Here is a 16608-nt window from a genome sequence, read left to right on the forward strand (position 1 = left end):
GGCGGCGGGAGTTCGGTCCCCTCCCGGGGGCGGTCAGCCGCCGAGCCGGGCCGAGTCCTTGGCGGTCTCCGCGCGGGTCGCGGGGGCCGGAGTCGACGGCGCGGCGGGCGCGGGCGCGGGCACGGAGCCGACCAGCCCGTCCTTCGTCAGGTCGCGGCCCCGGGTCTCCTTCGCCACCCACACGGTCACGACGGTGACGAGCGCCGCCGCGCTGAGATAGATGGACACCGGCACGGACGAGTCGTAGTCCTTGAGCAGTTCGACGGCGATGAGCGGTGCGAGCGCGCCACCGATGATCGAGGCGAGCTGGGACCCCATCGAGGCGCCCGAGTAGCGGACCTTCGTGTCGAACATCTCGGAGATGAAGGCCGCCTGCGGCCCGTACATCGCCCCGTGGAACAGCAGACCCACCGTCACCGCGAGTGCGATGACCGGGAACGACTCGGTGTCCAGCAGCGCGAAGAACGCGAACGCCCAGCCCACCATGCCGATCGCGCCGATCTGGGTGACCGGGCGGCGGCCGAGCCGGTCGGAGAGCGCACCCCACATCGGGATGGTGACGAAGTGCACCGCCGAGCCGATCAGGACCGCGTTGAGGGCGTCGCTCTTGGGCAGTTCCAGATGCACGGTGACGTAGACGAGGACGAAGGCGGTGAGGATGTAGTACGAGACGTTCTCGCCGAACCGGGTGCCGATCGCGACCAGCACCTCACGCCAGCTCTTGCGGAACACCTGCACGACGGGCGCTTCCTCCTTGACGGCGGGGACGCCGCTCGTGGCAGCGGCCCCGGCCGCCCGCGCCGCCTCGTCGGCCGCCTGCCGCTGGGCCTCCAGGAAGACCGGTGACTCCTCGACGGAGATACGTATCCACAGGCCGATCATGACGAGCACACCGGAGAGCAGGAACGGGATGCGCCAGCCCCAGGCGAGGAACGCCTCGTCGGACTGGATCGCGGCGAGCAGCGCGAGCACACCGGTGGCCAGCAGGTTGCCGCCGGGCGCGCCCGCCTGCGGCCAGGAGGCCCAGAAACCACGGCTCTTGTCACCGCCGTGTTCGGAGACGAGCAGGATCGCACCGCCCCACTCGCCGCCGAGTGCGAAGCCCTGGACGAGCCGCAGCACGGTCAGCAGGATCGGCGCGCCGACGCCGATGGTCGCGTGCGTGGGCAGCAGCCCCATGGCGAAGGTGGCGCCGCCCATCAGCAGGAGGCTGAACACGAGGAGCTTCTTGCGGCCGATCTTGTCCCCGTAGTGACCGAAGACGATGCCGCCGAGGGGGCGGGCGGCGAAGCCGACGGCGTAGGTGAGGAAGGCGAGCAGCGTGCCGACGAGGGGGTCGCTGCTGGGGAAGAACAGGGTGTTGAAGACCAGCGCGGCGGCGGAGCCGTAGAGGAAGAAGTCGTACCACTCGATGGTGGTGCCGACGAGGCTGGCCGCGACGATGCGGCGGATGTCGACCCGCCGGGGTGGTGGGGAGCTGGGGACACTCATGGTGGAGTCACCGTGTTTCGTTGGGCGGGCAGGGACGGGGGTGCGGGTGGTGCGGAGCGGGGGCGATGGGGAGTGGTGGAGCGGGTCGGGCGTCGGGGGCGTCAGCGGGCGCCCCACCCGCCGTCGACGGGTATCGACGAACCGGTGATGTAACCGGTGTCGGGTCCGCAGAGCCAGACACACACCGCGGCCACCTCCGCCGGCTCGATCAGCCGCTTGATCGCGGAGCGGTCCAGCAGTACGTCGCTGACGACGTCGTCCGGGGGGATGTGGTGGGCCGCGGCCTGGGCCGCGATCTGCCCTTCCACGAGCGGAGTCCGTACGTAGCCGGGGTTGACGCAGTTGCTGGTGACACCGTGCGGCGCGCCTTCGAGCGCGGCCACCTTGCTCAGCCCCTCCAGGCCGTGCTTGGCGGCGACGTACGCGGACTTGAAGGGGCTGGCGCGCAGTCCGTGCATGCTGGAGATGTTGACCACGCGGCCCCAGCCGCCCGCGTACATGTGCGGCAGGCAGTGCCGCAGCAGCAGGAACGGGGCCGTCAGCATCACCTTCTGGATCAGCTCGAACCTCTCGGGCGGGAAGTCCTCGATGGCGGCGACGTGTTGCAGCCCGGCGTTGTTGACCAGGATGTCCACGGCGGTGGGGAGCCGGCCGATCGCGCCGGCGTCGGCGAGGTCCACGGCGTGGCTGACGCCTCCGGTGTCGGCGGCGACGGACTTGGCCGCGTCGGCGTCGCGGTCGACGATGTGGACCAGCGCCCCGGCTCGGGCGAGCGCCTCGGCGCAGGCCCGTCCGATGCCGCTGCCGCCACCGGTCACCAGGGCGGTGCGGCCCTTGAGTTCCCTGCTCTTCATGGCCGGAACGGTAGAGACACCTGACCCGACATCCCATGTAACGGTTCACCACACCGGATGCCGATCAGGTGTCGTCGTACACCACACGCCTGGCCGAGAGCGGCGCGTATGACGCTACGTAACGTACTTGGCGCTACGTGGAGTTACCTGGCGTTACGTGACCACCTCACCCGCTCAACGGGCACCGGGTGAGCAGCGTGGCCGGATCCGCACCTTCGGGCATCGGGAGCGTGCGGCTGGACGGCGGGCGCCGGTCGTCGTCCAGCCAGCGCTCCAGTGCGACGACGGCCGAGCGGTGACACGGCACCAGCGGGCGGAGCCGGTCGGGGAAGGTGTCGAAGAGGGAGTCGACATGGGTGCCGCCCTCGACGCGGTAGTACCGGTGGAGCGAGCCCCGGCCCTCGCGGCGGACCATCGCCGCGTACGTGTCGGAGGTCTTGGAGATCGGCAGCAGCACGTCGAGCGTGCCGTGGAAGGTGATCAGCGGTTTGCCGATCCGGCCGGTCAGCGCGATCTTCCCGACGGCGTCGCGGACCGCGCCCGGCCGCGCGTCGTAGTCGTAGTCGGCGTCGCAGGCGGGCGTTCCCGGCGCGCAGAAGGGGGTCCCGGCCTCGGTGGCGCCGTCGTACTCCGGGTCCAGCTCCTCGCGGTAGATGCGCTGGGTGAGGTCCCAGTAGTACTGGTGGTGGTACGGCCAGAGGAATTCCGAGCCCGCCGGGAATCCGGCTTTCACGATCTGCCGGTGTGCCGCGCCGGCGCCCGCGCCACCGGCCGCGTAGGTGGGGTAGGCGCGCAGGGTGGGCGGCAGGAAGGTGAGCGGGTTGGGGTCCTCCGTACGCCAGAGAGTGCCCTCCCAGTCGACTCCCCCGTCGTACAGCTCGGGGTGGTTCTCCAGCTGCCATCGCACCAGATAGCCGCCGTTGGACATGCCCATTGCGAGGGTGCGGGAGACGGGCCGCTGATAGCGCTGGGTGGTCACCTTCCGTGCGGCGACGGTGAGTTGGGTGACCCGGGTGTTCCATTCGGCGAGCGCGTCGCCGGGCACGGCGCCGTCGCGGTGGAAGGTGGCGCCGGTGCTGCCCTTGTCGGTGGCGGCGAAGGCGTAGCCGCGGGCGAGCACCCAGTCGCCGAACGCGCGGTCGTTGGCGTACTGCTTGCGGACCCCCGGCGATCCGGCGATCACGAGGCCGCCGTTCCAGCGGTCGGGCAGCCGGATCACGAACTGCGAGTCGTGGTTCCAGCCGTGGGTGGTGTTGGTGGTGGAGGAGTCGGGGAAGTAGCCGTCGAGCTGGATGCCCGGTACGCCGCTGGGGGTGGCGAGGTCTTTCGGGGTCAGCCCCGCCCAGTCGGCCTCGTCGGTGTGGCCGGAGGCGACCGTCCCTGCGGTCGTCAGCTCGTCCAGGCAGGCGGCCCGCTGGTGTTCGGCGCCGGGGACGGTGATCGCGTCCATCCCGGCGCAGTGGCCGGGCCGGTCGGCACCCTTGGCGGGGGCCGAGACCGCCGGGCCCGCCCCCGCCACCATGAGGGCCGCCGCGGCGAGGCACGCGGCGCGGATCCATCGGGCGTACTGCGGGACAAGTGGCATGGGCCATCACTCCGTTGTAAGGATCCGTCGTCAGGATCCGTCGTCAGGATCCGTCGTCAGGATCCGTCGTCAGGACACGACAAGCGACACGTGCGGGGCGGCGGGACGCTACCCACCCGTCAGGGGCAGCGAGCGTCGGCGAGGACGTAGTAACCCGTCGGGGACTCCTTGAGCGTGCGGATGACGAACGTGTTGTTGAGGCCCATGTTCTGGTTCGAACCCTTCGCATACACGTAACCACCGCTGGTGGTCGCCCGCGCGGCGCGTACGTGCTCGTAGTTGCTCGCCGTCCAACAAGTCGCCGTCGCCCCGGTGGTGCTCGCCGTGACCTGCGCCGAGCGGGCGCCCTCGGCGCCGTCCGCGCCACGCGCCGCGACGCTGTACGTGTGCGTGGTGCCGGCGGCCAGACCGCTGTCGGTGTACCGGGGGTCGGTCGGCCCGCCCACCCGCGTACCGCCTCGGTAGACCGCGTAGCCGGTCGCGCCGGCCACCGGCTCCCACGCCAGCGCGACGGAGGAGCCGGTCACTCCCGTGGACCGCAGGCCCGTCGGGGCGGACAGGTCCCCGGGCCCCGGCGCGGACGTGTCGAGTCCGAAGAAGCGGGTGACCCAGTAGCTGGAGCAGATCGAGTCGATGAAGTTCGCGGTGCCGGTCGCCCCGCACTGCTCGGCGCCGCCGCCGGGGTCCACGGGCGTGCCGTGCCCGATGGCCGGAACGCGGTTGACCTCCACGGCGACGGTGCCGTCCCCGGCCAGATACTCGTCCCGGCGCGTGCTGTTGGGGCCGATGGTGGAGCTGCGGTCGGGCGTCTGGTCCAGGCCGTGCACCTGGGTCCACTGGTCCCGCAGTTCGTCGGCGTTCCTCGGGACGACGGTGGGGTCGTTGTCGCCCTGCCACACGGACACCTTCGGCCAGGGGCCGGTGTAGCCGGGGTAGGTGTTCCGTACGCGCTGCGCCCAGTCCTGAGGCGTACGGTCCACGCCGGGGCTCATGCAGGTGAACGCTCCGAGGACATCCGTGGCGCAGTCGTACGGCAGTCCGGCCATCACGGCGCCCGCCTTGAAGACGTCGGGATACGCGGCGAGCATGACGGCCGTCATACCGCCGCCGGCCGAGAGCCCGGTGACATTGACCCGGCCCGGGTCGGCGCCGTAGGCCGAGACGGCGTGGGCGACCATCTGCCGGACGGACGCGGCCTCGCCCTGGCCGCGCCCGATGTCGGCGGCCTGGAACCAGTTGAAGCACTTGTTCGCGTTGTTGAGGGACGTCGTCTCGGCGAGGACCAGCAGGAAGCCGTGCCGGTCGGCGAAGGTGGTCAGGCCCGAGTTGTCGGCGTAGATCTGGGCGGACTGCGTGCAGCCGTGCAGCGCGACGACCACCGGCGCGTTCGCCGGGAGGGACGAGGGACGGTAGACGTACATGTTCAGGTTGCCGGGGTTGGCCCCGAAACTGGTCACCCGTTCAAGGGCGACGGCGGCCTCCGCCCGGGGCGCGGGCGGGAGCAGGGCGATTCCGGCGGCCAGGGCGAGGGCGGCGGCGACACGGCCGAGGGCGCGACGCGGACGCCCGCGCCGTCGGGTGGGGGTGCGTGTCGGTCGTTCCGAGTGGGACGGCGATACGTGAAACACGGTGACCTCCCGCGACATTGGTCCGGCCGCCGTCCCCAGGGGGGACGACGGCCGGAGTGGGGTGCGGTCACAGTAGGAAGCGTGCGGTCCGCCACGGAATGTGGCGGCGCTCCACAACGCGGCGGCCACAGCGGCGCCACCACCTGTTGCGGCGAGCACGGCGCGGTGCTACGGGGCGCGCCGGTGCTGCGGCACGCTCAGGACCTTTTCCTCAACCACCCGCCGGTCAGGCGGTGTTCACACCGGATGTGTGACGGATGAGGTACGGCTCTGCCACGAGATCGTCAACCGGTCGCTGGCTCGTGCGAGTTGACGCCTAGCATCGTGGCAGCCGCATGGTGGGCGGACGGGGAATCATGGGGGACTTGTGGTCGTGACGGGCCGAGTGACGCGCCTTGGCTGCGCCACGGCGATAGGTGTCGTACTGCTTGCGGGCTGCACCTCCGGTGGAGATGACGAACCGTCAGAGTCCAAGCCCTCCTTGAAGGGTGGCCCCGCACCGACCGCGTCCCCGACACCGACCGAAGTCGTGGACATCGCCCCCGACCGGCTCCCGAAGACGCAGGCGCAGGCCGCTGCCCTGGTCCGGGACGTACTCCCGGACCCGTCCGCCTTCGGCCCCGGCGCCGTACGCCGGACCCCGTACGAGAGCGACCCGCGGCGCTGGCCGGTCCTCGGCGACGACTGCGTCTGGCAGCAGCGGGCGCTCCCGAAGGACGTCCTCGCCACGCTGACCCGCTCCTACGAGATACCGGCGAGCGACGGCAAGGCCGCGCTGCGGCTGAGCGCCGTCGTCACGGCGCACCGCACTGCTGAGCAGGCCGACTGGGAGAACGCCGAGGTCTTGGAGGAGATGATGCGCTGCCCCTCGCAGCAGCTGCGCTCCGACGAGCTGATCACGTCCCTGAGGGACATCCCGGTCTCGCTCGGTGAGTTCGGGAACGAGTTCGCCGAGGACTCCCTCACCGAGCTGGGCAGTTATACGAGCGCCGAGGCCGGTGGCTCACACCCGTACATCTGGGAGCAGACCCGGATCGGCCAGTTCACGCTCGCCGTCTCCGCCAAGGGCGCCCGCGGCTGGTCGCAGGCCGAGCTGCTCGACCGGCTACGGGATCCGCACGTCGGTATGCGCTCCAGCCTCCGGGGAGCGATCGAGCGGGATCCGTCGGAGCCGGGTGGCGACACGAAGGGTGACGCGAAGAACGCCGCGGACGGTGGCGCGAAGGGTGCCGCGAGCGGCGATGCCAAGGGTGCTGCGGACGGTGGCGCGAGCGGCGACGCGAAGGGTGACCGTCGATGACCGAGAAACTCACCCCCACCGACCCGGCCCGTATCGGCGGCCACCGGCTCCTCGCCCGGCTCGGCGCGGGCGGCATGGGCGTCGTCTACCTCGGCCGTGCCGAGTCGGGTGAACTGGCCGCCGTCAAGGTGATCCTGCCCGAGTACGCCGACCAGCCCGAGTTCCGCGCACGCTTCCGCCGTGAGGTGACCGCCGCCCGGCACGTGGACAGCCCCTGGGTGGTGCCCGTCACCGACGCCGACCCGGACGCGTCCGCGCCCTGGCTCGCCACCGCCTTCGTCCCCGGCCCGTCGCTCGCCGAGGCTGTCGCCGCCTGCGGTCCGCTGCCGCCGCGCGGTGTGCGCGTACTCGGCCGGATGCTGGCCCGCGCCCTGACCACGGTGCACGACGTGGGACTTGTGCACCGCGACGTCAAGCCCGGCAATGTACTGCTCGCCGTCGACGGCCCCCGCCTCATCGACTTCGGCATCGCCCGTGCCACCGAGGAGACGGCGCTGACCTCGGCCGACATGATCGTCGGCACACCCGGCTTCCTCGCTCCGGAGCAGGCGCGGGCGCAGCCCGCGTCGCCCGCGAGCGATGTCTTCGCCCTCGGCTGTCTCCTCTCCTACGCGGCCACCGGGCGCCCGCCCTTCGGGACCGGTGCCGTGGACGCCCTCCTCTACCGCACGGTGCACGACGAGCCCGACCTCGACGGCGTCCCCGACGACACACGCGACCTCCTGGAGCGCTGCCTCGCCAAGGACCCGGACGGCAGGCCCACCGCCCGCGAGGTGGACGAGGCGCTGGTGGAGGAGACGCTGGTGGAGGAGACACCCGAGAGCGGCATCGACTGGCTGCCCGACGCCGTCGTACGACTCATCGCGGACCGTTCAGCCGAGTTGCTCGCCCTCCCGGACATCGAGACCACGGCCCTCGATGCGAGGGCAGCCGGACAACCGGCAGGCGGAAAACGGGAGGACGGACAGCCGACGGACGTTCCCACGGACGCGTCGCCCACGCCACCCACGCCGCGCCCCACCGGCCGCCGCCGTTTCCTGCTGCTCGGCGGTGCGGCCCTGCTCGCCGCCGGCGGTGGCGGTGCCGCCGTCTGGGCCACTCGGCGCGACGACAGGGCCGCGTCGGCCTCCTCGCCCCGTGTCCGCCGCTGGATCCTCGGCGTCCAGGCCGACCTGACGGGCCCGCAGAGAGCCGTCGGGCAGGGCCAGGAGCGCGGGATACGGCTGGCCGTGGAGCAGTTCAACTCCCGCGAGGACAGGCCCTTCACGCTCACCCTCAAGACGGTCGACGACCAGGGCGACGCGACCCGCGCCACCAAGGTGGCCCGCGCGCTCGCCGCCGACCGCGATCTGCTCGCCGTCATCGGCTCGACCGGTGACGCGACCACCGGGGCGAGCCTCGACAGCTACGACGAACGGCTCGTCCCCCAGCTCACGGCCTCGTCCGCGCAGAGCGTGTACGGCACCTCGGAGCCCCGCCACTTCCTCCAGGCCGTCCCCTCCTACACACATCTGCCCGCCACGGCCGCCTTCTCCCTCCAGGCCCAGGGCGCCCGGCGCGTGGGCGTACTGGTCGACCGGGGCGGCGGCACACCGGCCTGGCAGCTCGGCCAGACGATGTTCCAGAACCTCGGCGTCTTCAAGATCGCCGGCGAACCACGCGTCGCGCCACGGCTGGCCAAGGACCTCGCCCCGGTGGTCGCCGACATGGTCGCGGACAAGCCGGACGCCTTCGTCTACACGGGCACCCCCGCCCGCGCCGCGGCCGTCGCACGCGCCCTCGCGGGGACGGACTTCGACGGCCCGCGCGTGCTCGGCTACCCGGCGGCCGACCGGGAGTTCCTGTCCGCGGCGGGCGCCGCCGCCGACGGCTGGCAGGTCTTCGCGCCGTACATCGACCCGTCGGCCTCCGCCGTACGCGCATTCGCCACCGCCTACCGAAAACGCTACGGCTCCGCGCCCCCGTACTGGGCCGCCGAGGCGTACGACGTCACCCGCATGGTCATCCAGCGCCTCACCGAGGCCGGCGGCCGGCCCTCCGGGAAGACGCTGTTCGACCTGCTGATGAAGAGCACGTACAAGGGCGTCGTCCGGTCGTACTCGTTCAACAAGTACTACCGCTGGCTGGAGGGGTACGAGAGCTTCCGGTACGAGGTGAAGGGCGGCCGGTACTCCTACGTGGGCAAGGTCGACTTCTGATGCGCCCCCTGACCGCCGACGACCCCGAGGAGATCGGCGGTCACCGGCTCCTCGCCCGGCTCGGCGCGGGCGGCATGGGCGTCGTCTACCTCGCCCGTACGGCGGGCGGGGCACTCGTCGCACTCAAGACGATCCACGCCGGGCACGCGGCGGACCCCGCATTCCGCACCCGGTTCCGGCGCGAGGTGACGGCGGTCCGCGGTCTGACGGGGCGCTGGCTCGTGCCGGTCGTGGCCGCCGACGCGGAGGCCCGGGAGCCCTGGCTGGCCACGGAGTTCGTCGCCGGACCGTCGCTGGTCGAGGCGGTCGACGGCTTCGGCGTACTGCCCGTCGCCGCCGTACGGACGCTGGGAGCCCGGCTGGCCGAGGCGCTGACCGCCGTACACGACGCGGGACTTGTGCACCGCGACGTGAAACCCGGCAACGTACTCCTCGCCCTCGACGGCCCCCGCCTCATCGACTTCGGCATCGCCCACACCGGGGGCGCCACCGCGCTCACCGCACCCGACGCCGTCGTCGGAACGCCCGGCTTTCTCGCGCCGGAACAGGCACAGGCCCGCGCCGGAGAGGTCGGCCCGGCGAGCGACGTCTTCTCGCTGGGCTGTGTCCTGGCGTACGCGGCCTCCGCCCGGCGGCCGTTCGGCACCGGGAACGCGGCGGGCGTCCTCTTCCGTACCGTGCACGAGGAGCCGGACCTGGCGGAGGTGCCCGGCGAGCTACTGGCACCGATACGGGCGTGCCTGGCCAAGGACCCGGCCGAGCGGCCGACGGTCAGGGAGGTCGCGGCCGCGCTCCGTGACCCGCGGGGCTCACTGGCGCGGGACCTCTCCGAGCGCCGGGAGGAGGGTTGGCTGCCGCCCGCTCTCCTGCGCGTGGTCGCCGAACGCTCCGCACGGGCGCTGGACGTGCCCACACCCCGACGATCCCCACGGCAGCCGACAGGCGACACCGACCCGACCGCCGACGGCCCGGCGCCCCCTGAGCCTCAGAACACCCGCCCGCCGACCCGGCGGCGCGTCCTGCTGATGGGAAGCGCGGCGGCCTCCGTCGTCGCCGTCGGCGGCGGAGTCACCGCCTATCTGACGGCGGGGCGAGGGAGCACCGGCGGCTCGGGCGGCACCCTTCCCGTACACACCCTCGGCTTCCAGGCGGACCTCAGCGGTACGAACAAGACGGACGCCGTGGCGCAGGAGCGCGCGGCGCGGCTCGCCGTGGAACAGCACAACCAGCGCGCGGGCGGCACGTTCCGCCTCGCCCTCGACACCCTCGACGACAGAGGTGAGGCGGCCCGCGCCCGGGAAGCCGCTCGGCGCTTCGTCGAGGCCGGGGTGAACGTGGTCCTCGGCCTCGGCTCGGCCGCAGCGGCGGCCGCCGCCCCGCTCTACGAGCAAGCCCGTACGGCCATGGTGCTGATCTCCGGGGACGGCACCGAACTCACCGGGCCCGACCTGAACCTCACCACGCTGCGCGTCACCCGGGGCCCCGAGTCTTCCCTGGGGGTGCCACTGATCTCGTATCTGACCTCCGTACGGCCGGTGGACCGCACGGCCGTGATCGACGACCGAGCGGCAGGCGGAGCGGCGGACCGAGCGGCGGGCGGACCGGGGCAGGCGCTCACCAACTCGCTCGTACAGCAACCGCCGAACGACGGCACCACCACCGTCCACCCCGTCGCCGCCGACAGCGACGGCTTCGCTCCCGCCGTACGCGACGCCCTCGCCGCCAAGGCACAGGCCGTCGTCCTCAGCGCCACATCGCCCGAGCGCGCCGCACGCTGCGCCCGCGCACTCGCGGACGCGGGCTTCACAGGACCGCGCCTGGGCACCTGGCACATCATGAGCCCGGTCTTCCTCCAGCAGGCCGGAACGGCGGGCCAGGACTGGCTGTTCGGCGCCCCCTTCACCGACCCCCGCAGCGTGTCCGGCACCTTCAGGACGCCCTACCGCGAGAAGTACGGCGCGGAACCCGGGCGCTGGTCCCCGGAGGCGTACGACGCCGTGGGCCTGGTCGCGCGCGCCCTGGAGAAGCTGGGCGGAGCGGCCGACATCGAACCGGTCGCCGTGGCCCGGCGCCTGTTCGACGCCGAGTACCGGGGAGTCGCCAAACCTCTCCGCTTCTCCACGGACGGCACCAGCCTGGAGCCGAACACCCCGTTGTACTTCCTGTTCCAGGCGCGGGGCGGGACGTTCCGCTTCTTGGGCCGGTACGACCAGGTCGAGTAACTGTGCGGTCTTTTATGGCGTTTCGTCAGCCTCCCCGGCAGGTACGTATACGTACATGGTCGGATCCTCAGGTACGGCGGACGAGTCCGCGAACTCCCCCTCCCCCCACGGCCGCCCGGTCTTCACGGCCGACTTCTCGTCCGAGGACCAGTGGGTGGCCGGCCGCTCCTGGGCCTATCCCGACAGCGGCCCCACCAACCCGGACGACGACAAACTGGACTACCTCACCCCGGACCCCGCGTACAGCAGGACCGGCGTCTTCCGTGCCACCCGAATGCCCCAAGGCACCTGGTACACGGGCCTGTTGACCACCGAGGGCAGCCCCGACGACTTCATGGTCCGCACGGGCGACATCCTCCAGACCCGGGTCCGTCTCCCCAAGGAGCTAGGGGCCTGGCCCGCGATCTGGACCTGGCTGGACGGCGGCAACGAGATCGACGTGTTCGAGTACCACCCGGACAACCCCGACCTGTTGGAGCTGTCGAACCATGTGAACGGCGGCGAACGCTACTACCGCGACAAGGCGGTCCGCCCCGGCGCCTGGGTGGACTTCGAGGTCCGCCTCGGCGCCCGCTCCGTGGTCTGGTACGTCAACGGCACCCGCGCCTACACCAACCGCTCCGGCGTGGGCAGAAACTGGCAGGCCCACCTGATCGTGAACCTCTCGGTCTGCGCGGGCCGCTACCACCCGCCCCCGGAACCGAGCACGACGGAGATGTCGTACGAGGTCACCAAGCTTCTCGTCTACCGCCCCTGAGCCCGGTCAGCCGCCGAACAGTCCCCCGAGAAGGCCACCGAGCGGATCGGTGTCGTCCGACGGGGGGTCGGTCGGGGTGTCGGAGGGTGTCGGTGTGCCGGATCCCGAACCACCGGTGCCGGTGCCGCCCGTGGGGGACTGTGACGTCGTGGCCTCCGGTGCGCTCGGGCTTCCCGATGTCGCGGAGGGTGAGACGGCGCCGGTCTCCGTCGGGGAGGGGTCGGGTGAGCCGCTGCCGCCGGACCGTGCCCCCGCCGAAGGTTCCGCAGCCTCCCCGGTACGGGTGGCGTCGTCTCCTGACCCTGGTGCGCCGCTCTCTCCCGGTCCCGCCTCCGGCGCGCCCGAGACCGAATCCGCCGGACGCGGCGAGGAGTTCCCCGGTTCCTCGTCGTTGCTCTCCGTGACCCCCGGTATGGACAACCAGGGCGGCGCCGAGCCGCCACTGATCATCGTGCCGCCGAGCACGACGGCGCAGCAGACGCAGGAGCCCGCCAGGACCCAGCCGATCCGGCGCAGACGCTTCCGTCGAGGAGCAGCTGTGTCGTCGTACGGTGCCGGCTCGTCGTACGACACGGACGGTCCCGGCACGGGCACGGGCTCCAGCTCCGGCTCCGGCTCCGGCTCCGAGGGGATGGCGGCGATGACCTCGGTCTCGGCCTCCACCTCGGCATCGACCTCGGGCGTCGCAGCACCTGCGGACTCGCCGTCGCTCGCAGCCTGTTCCTCGCGTTCCTCATGTTCCACCTCGGGCGCGGAGTCATCGACCGTCTCCGCCTCCGCCGGCCCGGAACCCCCACCGCGCGCGGCAGCCTCGGCCGCCATCCCGGCGACCACCTGCTCCAGCCGGCCGAGCCGGTCGCTCAGCTCCGACGCGTCGTCGCGGGGGGTCTCCTCCCGCTCGGCATCGGTGTCTGCCCGGTGCTCTTCCACAACCGCCCCGCTCAGTGCGTCCCAGTCGTACGACGGATATCCCGCTTCGCCGATGACACTAGTACTACTGCGCGAAGGCCCATGTCCCCCCGTAGACGAGAACCAGCCTGTCCGGCACCCGAGGGCACAGCCAGGCACAGCCCTACGGACCCGCCCTCCCCCGAAGGCCACCCGCCGAACGCGGATCGGGGCTGCGCAGCGCGTCGATCGCGATGCGGGCCGTGGTGCCGATGACGGCGTCCGCCGCGGGCAGGGCGGCGGCCGGGCTGGCGGCGCGGGTGAAGACCGCGACGGCGTAGCGGCCGTGGTCGGGGTATTCGATCACGCCAACCTCGTTACGGAGGGTGGGCGCACTGCCGGTCTTGCCCGCGACGTGCACCTCGTCGAACGGGAAGCCCGAGGCCAGCCGGTGGGGCCACACCTGGAGGCCGAGCAGGCGACGGACCGCCGCGCCGTGCTCGGGGTTGCACGCCTCGTCGCGCCAGATCGCGCCGAGCAGGCGTGTCATGTCGCGCGGGGTACTGCGGTTGGTACGGGCGGGGTCCAACGCGCGCAGGCGCGCGAGGACTTGGGGATCGGCCAGGGCCTGCGGGCCGCCCTCTCCCGCGTCCTCCCTGATGGTGGTGATGAACTCGCGGAAGGTCTGCACCGCGTGGGTACGAGTGAGGCCCAGCCGCTCGGTGGTGTCGTTGACGGCGTCGAGGCCGACGCGTGCCAGCAGCAGCTCCGCGGCGGTGTTGTCGCTGACGGCCATCATCAGATAGGCCGCGTCGCGCAGGGAGAGACGAGCCGGATCGAGCATGGCGGAGAGCCCGGTCGGCCCCGGCGTACGGCCGTCGGCCTGGGACTCGACCTGTTCGGTCAGGGCCAGGTGCCCCGCCTCGGCGTGCTGATGGAGCGCGACGAGCAGGCAGAGTTTGTGGACGCTGGCAGTGACCACCGGCTGGTCCGCGCCCACGTCGATCTGGGCACCGGAGTCGATGTCCACGGCGTGCAGCCAGCCGGTGACACCGGCTTCGGCGAACGCGGCGCGAATTCGGTCGCGTACGTGGTTGCGTGGGTGGTTGCGGGTGGTGGGCTCGGTCATATCCAGTACTCCGCCGTCGGGCGCAGATGCAGCGGGCCGGAGGACACGTCGGGGCCGGCGGAGGCGGTACGGCCCAGGGCGTCGGTGACGGTGTCGGCGAAGGCCCGTACGGCGGCGTCGCCCCGCCCCCGTGGCCAGGCCGCCGAGTGACGCCAGGCCAGCGGCGCGCCGCTCAGCGGGCGCCAGACGAGGTCGGAGTCCCCGGCCTGGTGGGCGTCGCGCGGGCCAAAGGCGACGGCCCGGCTGGACAGGAGCAGACCGCGTATGAAGCTCGGTCCCTGGCCGTGCCGGACCGCGGTGGGGGTGTAGCCGTGCCGGGCACAGGTGGTCAGGAGTTCGTCGTGCACGGCCGGGGCATGGGCGCGGGGGAAGAGGATCAGGTCGTAGCCGGTGAGTGCGGCGAGCGGGACATTTTCGAGCCGTGCCTCGGCGGCGTCGTGCGGCAGCAGGACGCCGAGTTCGTGGCGCAGGACGGGGCCCAGCTCCAGCCCGGACACGTCGCAGGGGTGGTGGATGAGACCGACGTCCAGGTCGTGCGAGGCGAGTCGGGCGAGCTGCTCGGCGGTCGCCAGCTCGTGCAGCTCCAGCTCCACACCGCCCTCGCGCTCCTGGAAACCGGCGAGGATCGCGGCGACGGACTCACCGGTGATGTCGGGCGGCAGGGCAGCGCGCAACAGCCCGCTGTGGCCGTCCTGGATACGGCGGGCCGTGGCCATCAGCGCCTCGGAGTGGGCGAGCAACTGACGGGCCTCGTCGAGCAGGAGTGTGCCTCCCTTGGTGATCGTCACCTGCCTGCTGGAGCGCTCGAAGAGGCGTACACCCAACTCCCGCTCCAGGCGCTGGATGCGCTGCGACAAGGGTGGTTGGGCCACGCCGAGACGCTGGGCGGCGCGGCCGAAATGTAACTCTTCCGCAACAGCCACAAAGCACTGGAGATGGCGTATCAGGTCCACGACCAGCAATCATACCGATAATTGATCGTTGCATGAGCCATATCGGTCTTGGACGTGAACGGGCGGGCGTTGTTCTCCTCGGGGCGAAGCGTCCGAACAGAGCTCCACGGAAGGGAACCCGCCACCACATGTCCAGCCGTATCCCCCGCCGCGCCGCACTCGCCACCCTGACCGGCCTCGCGACCCTCCCCCTCATCGGGTGTGACACGAGCACCCAGGCCGCCACGAAGTCGAGCCCGCCCCCGTCCGGCGCCCCGCCCACGCCCGACGCCCGGACCAGGCGCGCGTTCGCCGATCTGGAGCGGAAGTTCGACGCCCGGCTCGGCGTCTACGCGATCGACACCGGCAGCGGCCGGTCCATCACCCACCGGCCCGACGAACGCTTCGCGTACGCCTCCACCTGCAAGGCACTGCTCGCCGCCGTCATGCTCGAAAAGCACTCCCTCGGCCGGCTCGACCGGCTCGTACGGTACGACCGCGACGATCTCGCCGGCGCCGGCTACTCGCCGATCACCGAGAAGCACCTCGACACGGGCCTCACCCTGCGCGAGCTGTGCGACGCCGCCGTCCGCTACAGCGACAACGGCGCGGCCAACCTCCTCTTCCGCGAGATCGGCGGCCCCAAGAACCTCGAAGCCGCCCTCGTCTCCATCGGCGACCGTGTCACCCGGTGCGACCGCTACGAGGAGGCGCTCAGCGAAGCCGTCCCGGGCGATCTCCGCGACACCAGCACAGCCCGCGCGCTCGCCACCGATCTACGTACGTACGTCCTCGGCGACACCCTCGCCCCCACCAAGCGCGCCGTGCTGACGGACTGGCTCAAACGCAACACCACCGGGGACAACGTCATCCGGGCGGGCGCCCCAACCGGCTGGCAGGTCGGCGACAAGACCGGCACCGGCGGCTACGGCACCCGTAACGACATCGCCATCGTCTGGCCGCCCAAGGCCGCCCCGATCGCCATCGCCGTGCTCTCCCGACGTGATGTCAAGGACGCCGAGCCCGACGACGCCCTGCTCGCCGGAGCGGCCAAGGTCACCCTCAACGCGCTCGCCTGACCCCGCGTCAGCGTGCGCGTCGGCCCGCGCTCAGCCCGTCGCGGGCGCACACTCCAGCGCCGCGAGCTGCCCCGCCTCCGTCGATTCGATGCGGGCCGCCTGCGCCTCCGTGACCACGTCGCACACCCAGTCCCAGTGCAGCGCCACGAGGTCCCCGGGCGCGAGCCCCGGGATCAGCGAGCGGCCTCCCGTCGACCAGCGCACGGACTCCTCGCGGGGCGGTCCGGGGATCAGGGCCGTACCCGTCCAGGTCAGCGGGCGGGACTCGACCGTGGCCGACTCGCCCGCGACCGAGCGGACCACACCCGTACGGATGCGGCACCGGTCGAGGACCGACAGCGCCGTCGGATTGCCCGAGGAACGCAGCAACTCCGCCCACGGGTAGACGTCGAAGACCTGGAAGCTGTGGTGGGCGAGGGCGCGGTCGGACGCCTCGCGCCAGGTGCCGCCCAACTGGCCGCGGAAACGGTCGCGCATACGGGCCAGCAGGGCCGCCGGGTCGGCCCGGTCCAAGAGGTCGTTGCCGATCCAGTACGCCTCGACGC

Annotated in this window: 13 protein-coding genes; 5 read left to right on the forward strand and 8 right to left on the reverse strand. The window is 72.2% G+C overall.

From position 1 onward, the window contains the following. Positions 1 to 33: 33 nt before the first annotated feature. The 4 genes from ACFT9I_RS26230 to ACFT9I_RS26245 all read right to left on the reverse strand — a co-directional run bounded on the left by ACFT9I_RS26230 (position 34) and on the right by ACFT9I_RS26245 (position 5558). Positions 34 to 1491, reverse strand: coding sequence for an MFS transporter (locus tag ACFT9I_RS26230; protein WP_382568071.1), 1458 nt, complete (start codon positions 1489 to 1491; stop codon positions 34 to 36). A gap of 101 nt (positions 1492 to 1592) precedes the next feature. Continuing rightward, on the reverse strand, positions 1593 to 2345 hold the full coding sequence (locus ACFT9I_RS26235; RefSeq protein ID WP_382568073.1) for a 3-hydroxybutyrate dehydrogenase: 753 nt from the start codon (positions 2343 to 2345) through the stop codon (positions 1593 to 1595). A gap of 166 nt (positions 2346 to 2511) precedes the next feature. Continuing rightward, the gene (locus tag ACFT9I_RS26240; RefSeq protein ID WP_382568075.1) at positions 2512 to 3930 is read right to left on the reverse strand and encodes a 3-hydroxybutyrate oligomer hydrolase family protein; all 1419 of its coding nucleotides are present in this window, start codon (positions 3928 to 3930) and stop codon (positions 2512 to 2514) included. Between the two features lie 119 nt (positions 3931 to 4049). After that, positions 4050 to 5558, reverse strand: coding sequence for a PHB depolymerase family esterase (locus ACFT9I_RS26245; protein WP_382568077.1), 1509 nt, complete (start codon positions 5556 to 5558; stop codon positions 4050 to 4052). Between the two features lie 529 nt (positions 5559 to 6087). Here ACFT9I_RS26245 and ACFT9I_RS26250 point away from each other — a divergent pair. The 4 genes from ACFT9I_RS26250 to ACFT9I_RS26265 are packed head-to-tail and all read left to right on the forward strand — an operon-like array spanning position 6088 to position 12035. After that, entirely contained in the window at positions 6088 to 6858 is a 771-nt protein-coding gene (locus ACFT9I_RS26250) for a hypothetical protein (RefSeq protein WP_382568078.1), read from the forward strand. Then, positions 6855 to 9056: a bifunctional serine/threonine-protein kinase/ABC transporter substrate-binding protein gene (locus ACFT9I_RS26255; RefSeq protein WP_382568080.1), complete on the forward strand. Its 2202-nt coding sequence runs from the start codon at positions 6855 to 6857 to the stop codon at positions 9054 to 9056. Before ACFT9I_RS26250 ends, ACFT9I_RS26255 begins: the two co-directional genes overlap by 4 nt. After that, positions 9056 to 11278: a bifunctional serine/threonine-protein kinase/ABC transporter substrate-binding protein gene (locus tag ACFT9I_RS26260; RefSeq protein WP_382568082.1), complete on the forward strand. Its 2223-nt coding sequence runs from the start codon at positions 9056 to 9058 to the stop codon at positions 11276 to 11278. Before ACFT9I_RS26255 ends, ACFT9I_RS26260 begins: the two co-directional genes overlap by 1 nt. A gap of 55 nt (positions 11279 to 11333) precedes the next feature. Next, positions 11334 to 12035 carry a beta-glucanase gene (locus tag ACFT9I_RS26265; RefSeq protein ID WP_382568084.1) on the forward strand — a complete coding sequence of 234 codons (702 nt, stop codon included), beginning with the start codon at positions 11334 to 11336 and terminating at the stop codon, positions 12033 to 12035. Between the two features lie 6 nt (positions 12036 to 12041). Here ACFT9I_RS26265 and ACFT9I_RS26270 read toward each other — a convergent pair whose 3' ends face one another. From ACFT9I_RS26270 to ACFT9I_RS26280, 3 genes are all read right to left on the reverse strand, one after another. After that, positions 12042 to 12965 carry a hypothetical protein gene (locus ACFT9I_RS26270; RefSeq protein ID WP_382568086.1) on the reverse strand — a complete coding sequence of 308 codons (924 nt, stop codon included), beginning with the start codon at positions 12963 to 12965 and terminating at the stop codon, positions 12042 to 12044. Positions 12966 to 13107: 142 nt separating this feature from the next. Continuing rightward, the gene (locus ACFT9I_RS26275) at positions 13108 to 14052 is read right to left on the reverse strand and encodes a serine hydrolase (protein WP_382568088.1); all 945 of its coding nucleotides are present in this window, start codon (positions 14050 to 14052) and stop codon (positions 13108 to 13110) included. Beyond that, positions 14049 to 14975: a LysR family transcriptional regulator gene (locus ACFT9I_RS26280; protein ID WP_382568098.1), complete on the reverse strand. Its 927-nt coding sequence runs from the start codon at positions 14973 to 14975 to the stop codon at positions 14049 to 14051. The genes ACFT9I_RS26275 and ACFT9I_RS26280 overlap by 4 nt, the downstream gene beginning before the upstream one ends. 158 nt (positions 14976 to 15133) lie before the next feature. Here ACFT9I_RS26280 and bla point away from each other — a divergent pair, with 158 nt between their 5' ends. After that, the gene (gene bla, locus ACFT9I_RS26285) at positions 15134 to 16063 is read left to right on the forward strand and encodes a class A beta-lactamase (RefSeq protein ID WP_382568090.1); all 930 of its coding nucleotides are present in this window, start codon (positions 15134 to 15136) and stop codon (positions 16061 to 16063) included. A gap of 30 nt (positions 16064 to 16093) precedes the next feature. Here the strand turns inward: bla and ACFT9I_RS26290 are convergent. Next, positions 16094 to 16608, reverse strand: a 515-nt coding sequence (locus ACFT9I_RS26290) for a DUF6390 family protein (RefSeq protein WP_382568092.1), incomplete at its 5' end; no start/stop codon positions are given.

Origin of the sequence: Streptomyces sp. NPDC057137 (assembly GCF_042670825.1) — a bacterium.
Classification (GTDB): domain Bacteria; phylum Actinomycetota; class Actinomycetes; order Streptomycetales; family Streptomycetaceae; genus Streptomyces.

What these genes read in the sequence shown, in the direction of transcription:
- ACFT9I_RS26230 (WP_382568071.1), bottom strand. Translation starts at nt 1,491, where the DNA reads ATGAGTGTCCCCAGCTCCCCACCACCCCGGCGGGTCGACATCCGCCGC.
- ACFT9I_RS26235 (WP_382568073.1), bottom strand. Translation starts at nt 2,345, where the DNA reads ATGAAGAGCAGGGAACTCAAGGGCCGCACCGCCCTGGTGACCGGTGGC.
- ACFT9I_RS26240 (WP_382568075.1), bottom strand. Translation starts at nt 3,930, where the DNA reads ATGCCACTTGTCCCGCAGTACGCCCGATGGATCCGCGCCGCGTGCCTC.
- ACFT9I_RS26255 (WP_382568080.1), top strand. Translation starts at nt 6,855, where the DNA reads ATGACCGAGAAACTCACCCCCACCGACCCGGCCCGTATCGGCGGCCAC.
- ACFT9I_RS26260 (WP_382568082.1), top strand. Translation starts at nt 9,056, where the DNA reads ATGCGCCCCCTGACCGCCGACGACCCCGAGGAGATCGGCGGTCACCGG.
- ACFT9I_RS26265 (WP_382568084.1), top strand. Translation starts at nt 11,334, where the DNA reads ATGGTCGGATCCTCAGGTACGGCGGACGAGTCCGCGAACTCCCCCTCC.
- ACFT9I_RS26275 (WP_382568088.1), bottom strand. Translation starts at nt 14,052, where the DNA reads ATGACCGAGCCCACCACCCGCAACCACCCACGCAACCACGTACGCGAC.
- bla (WP_382568090.1), top strand. Translation starts at nt 15,134, where the DNA reads ATGTCCAGCCGTATCCCCCGCCGCGCCGCACTCGCCACCCTGACCGGC.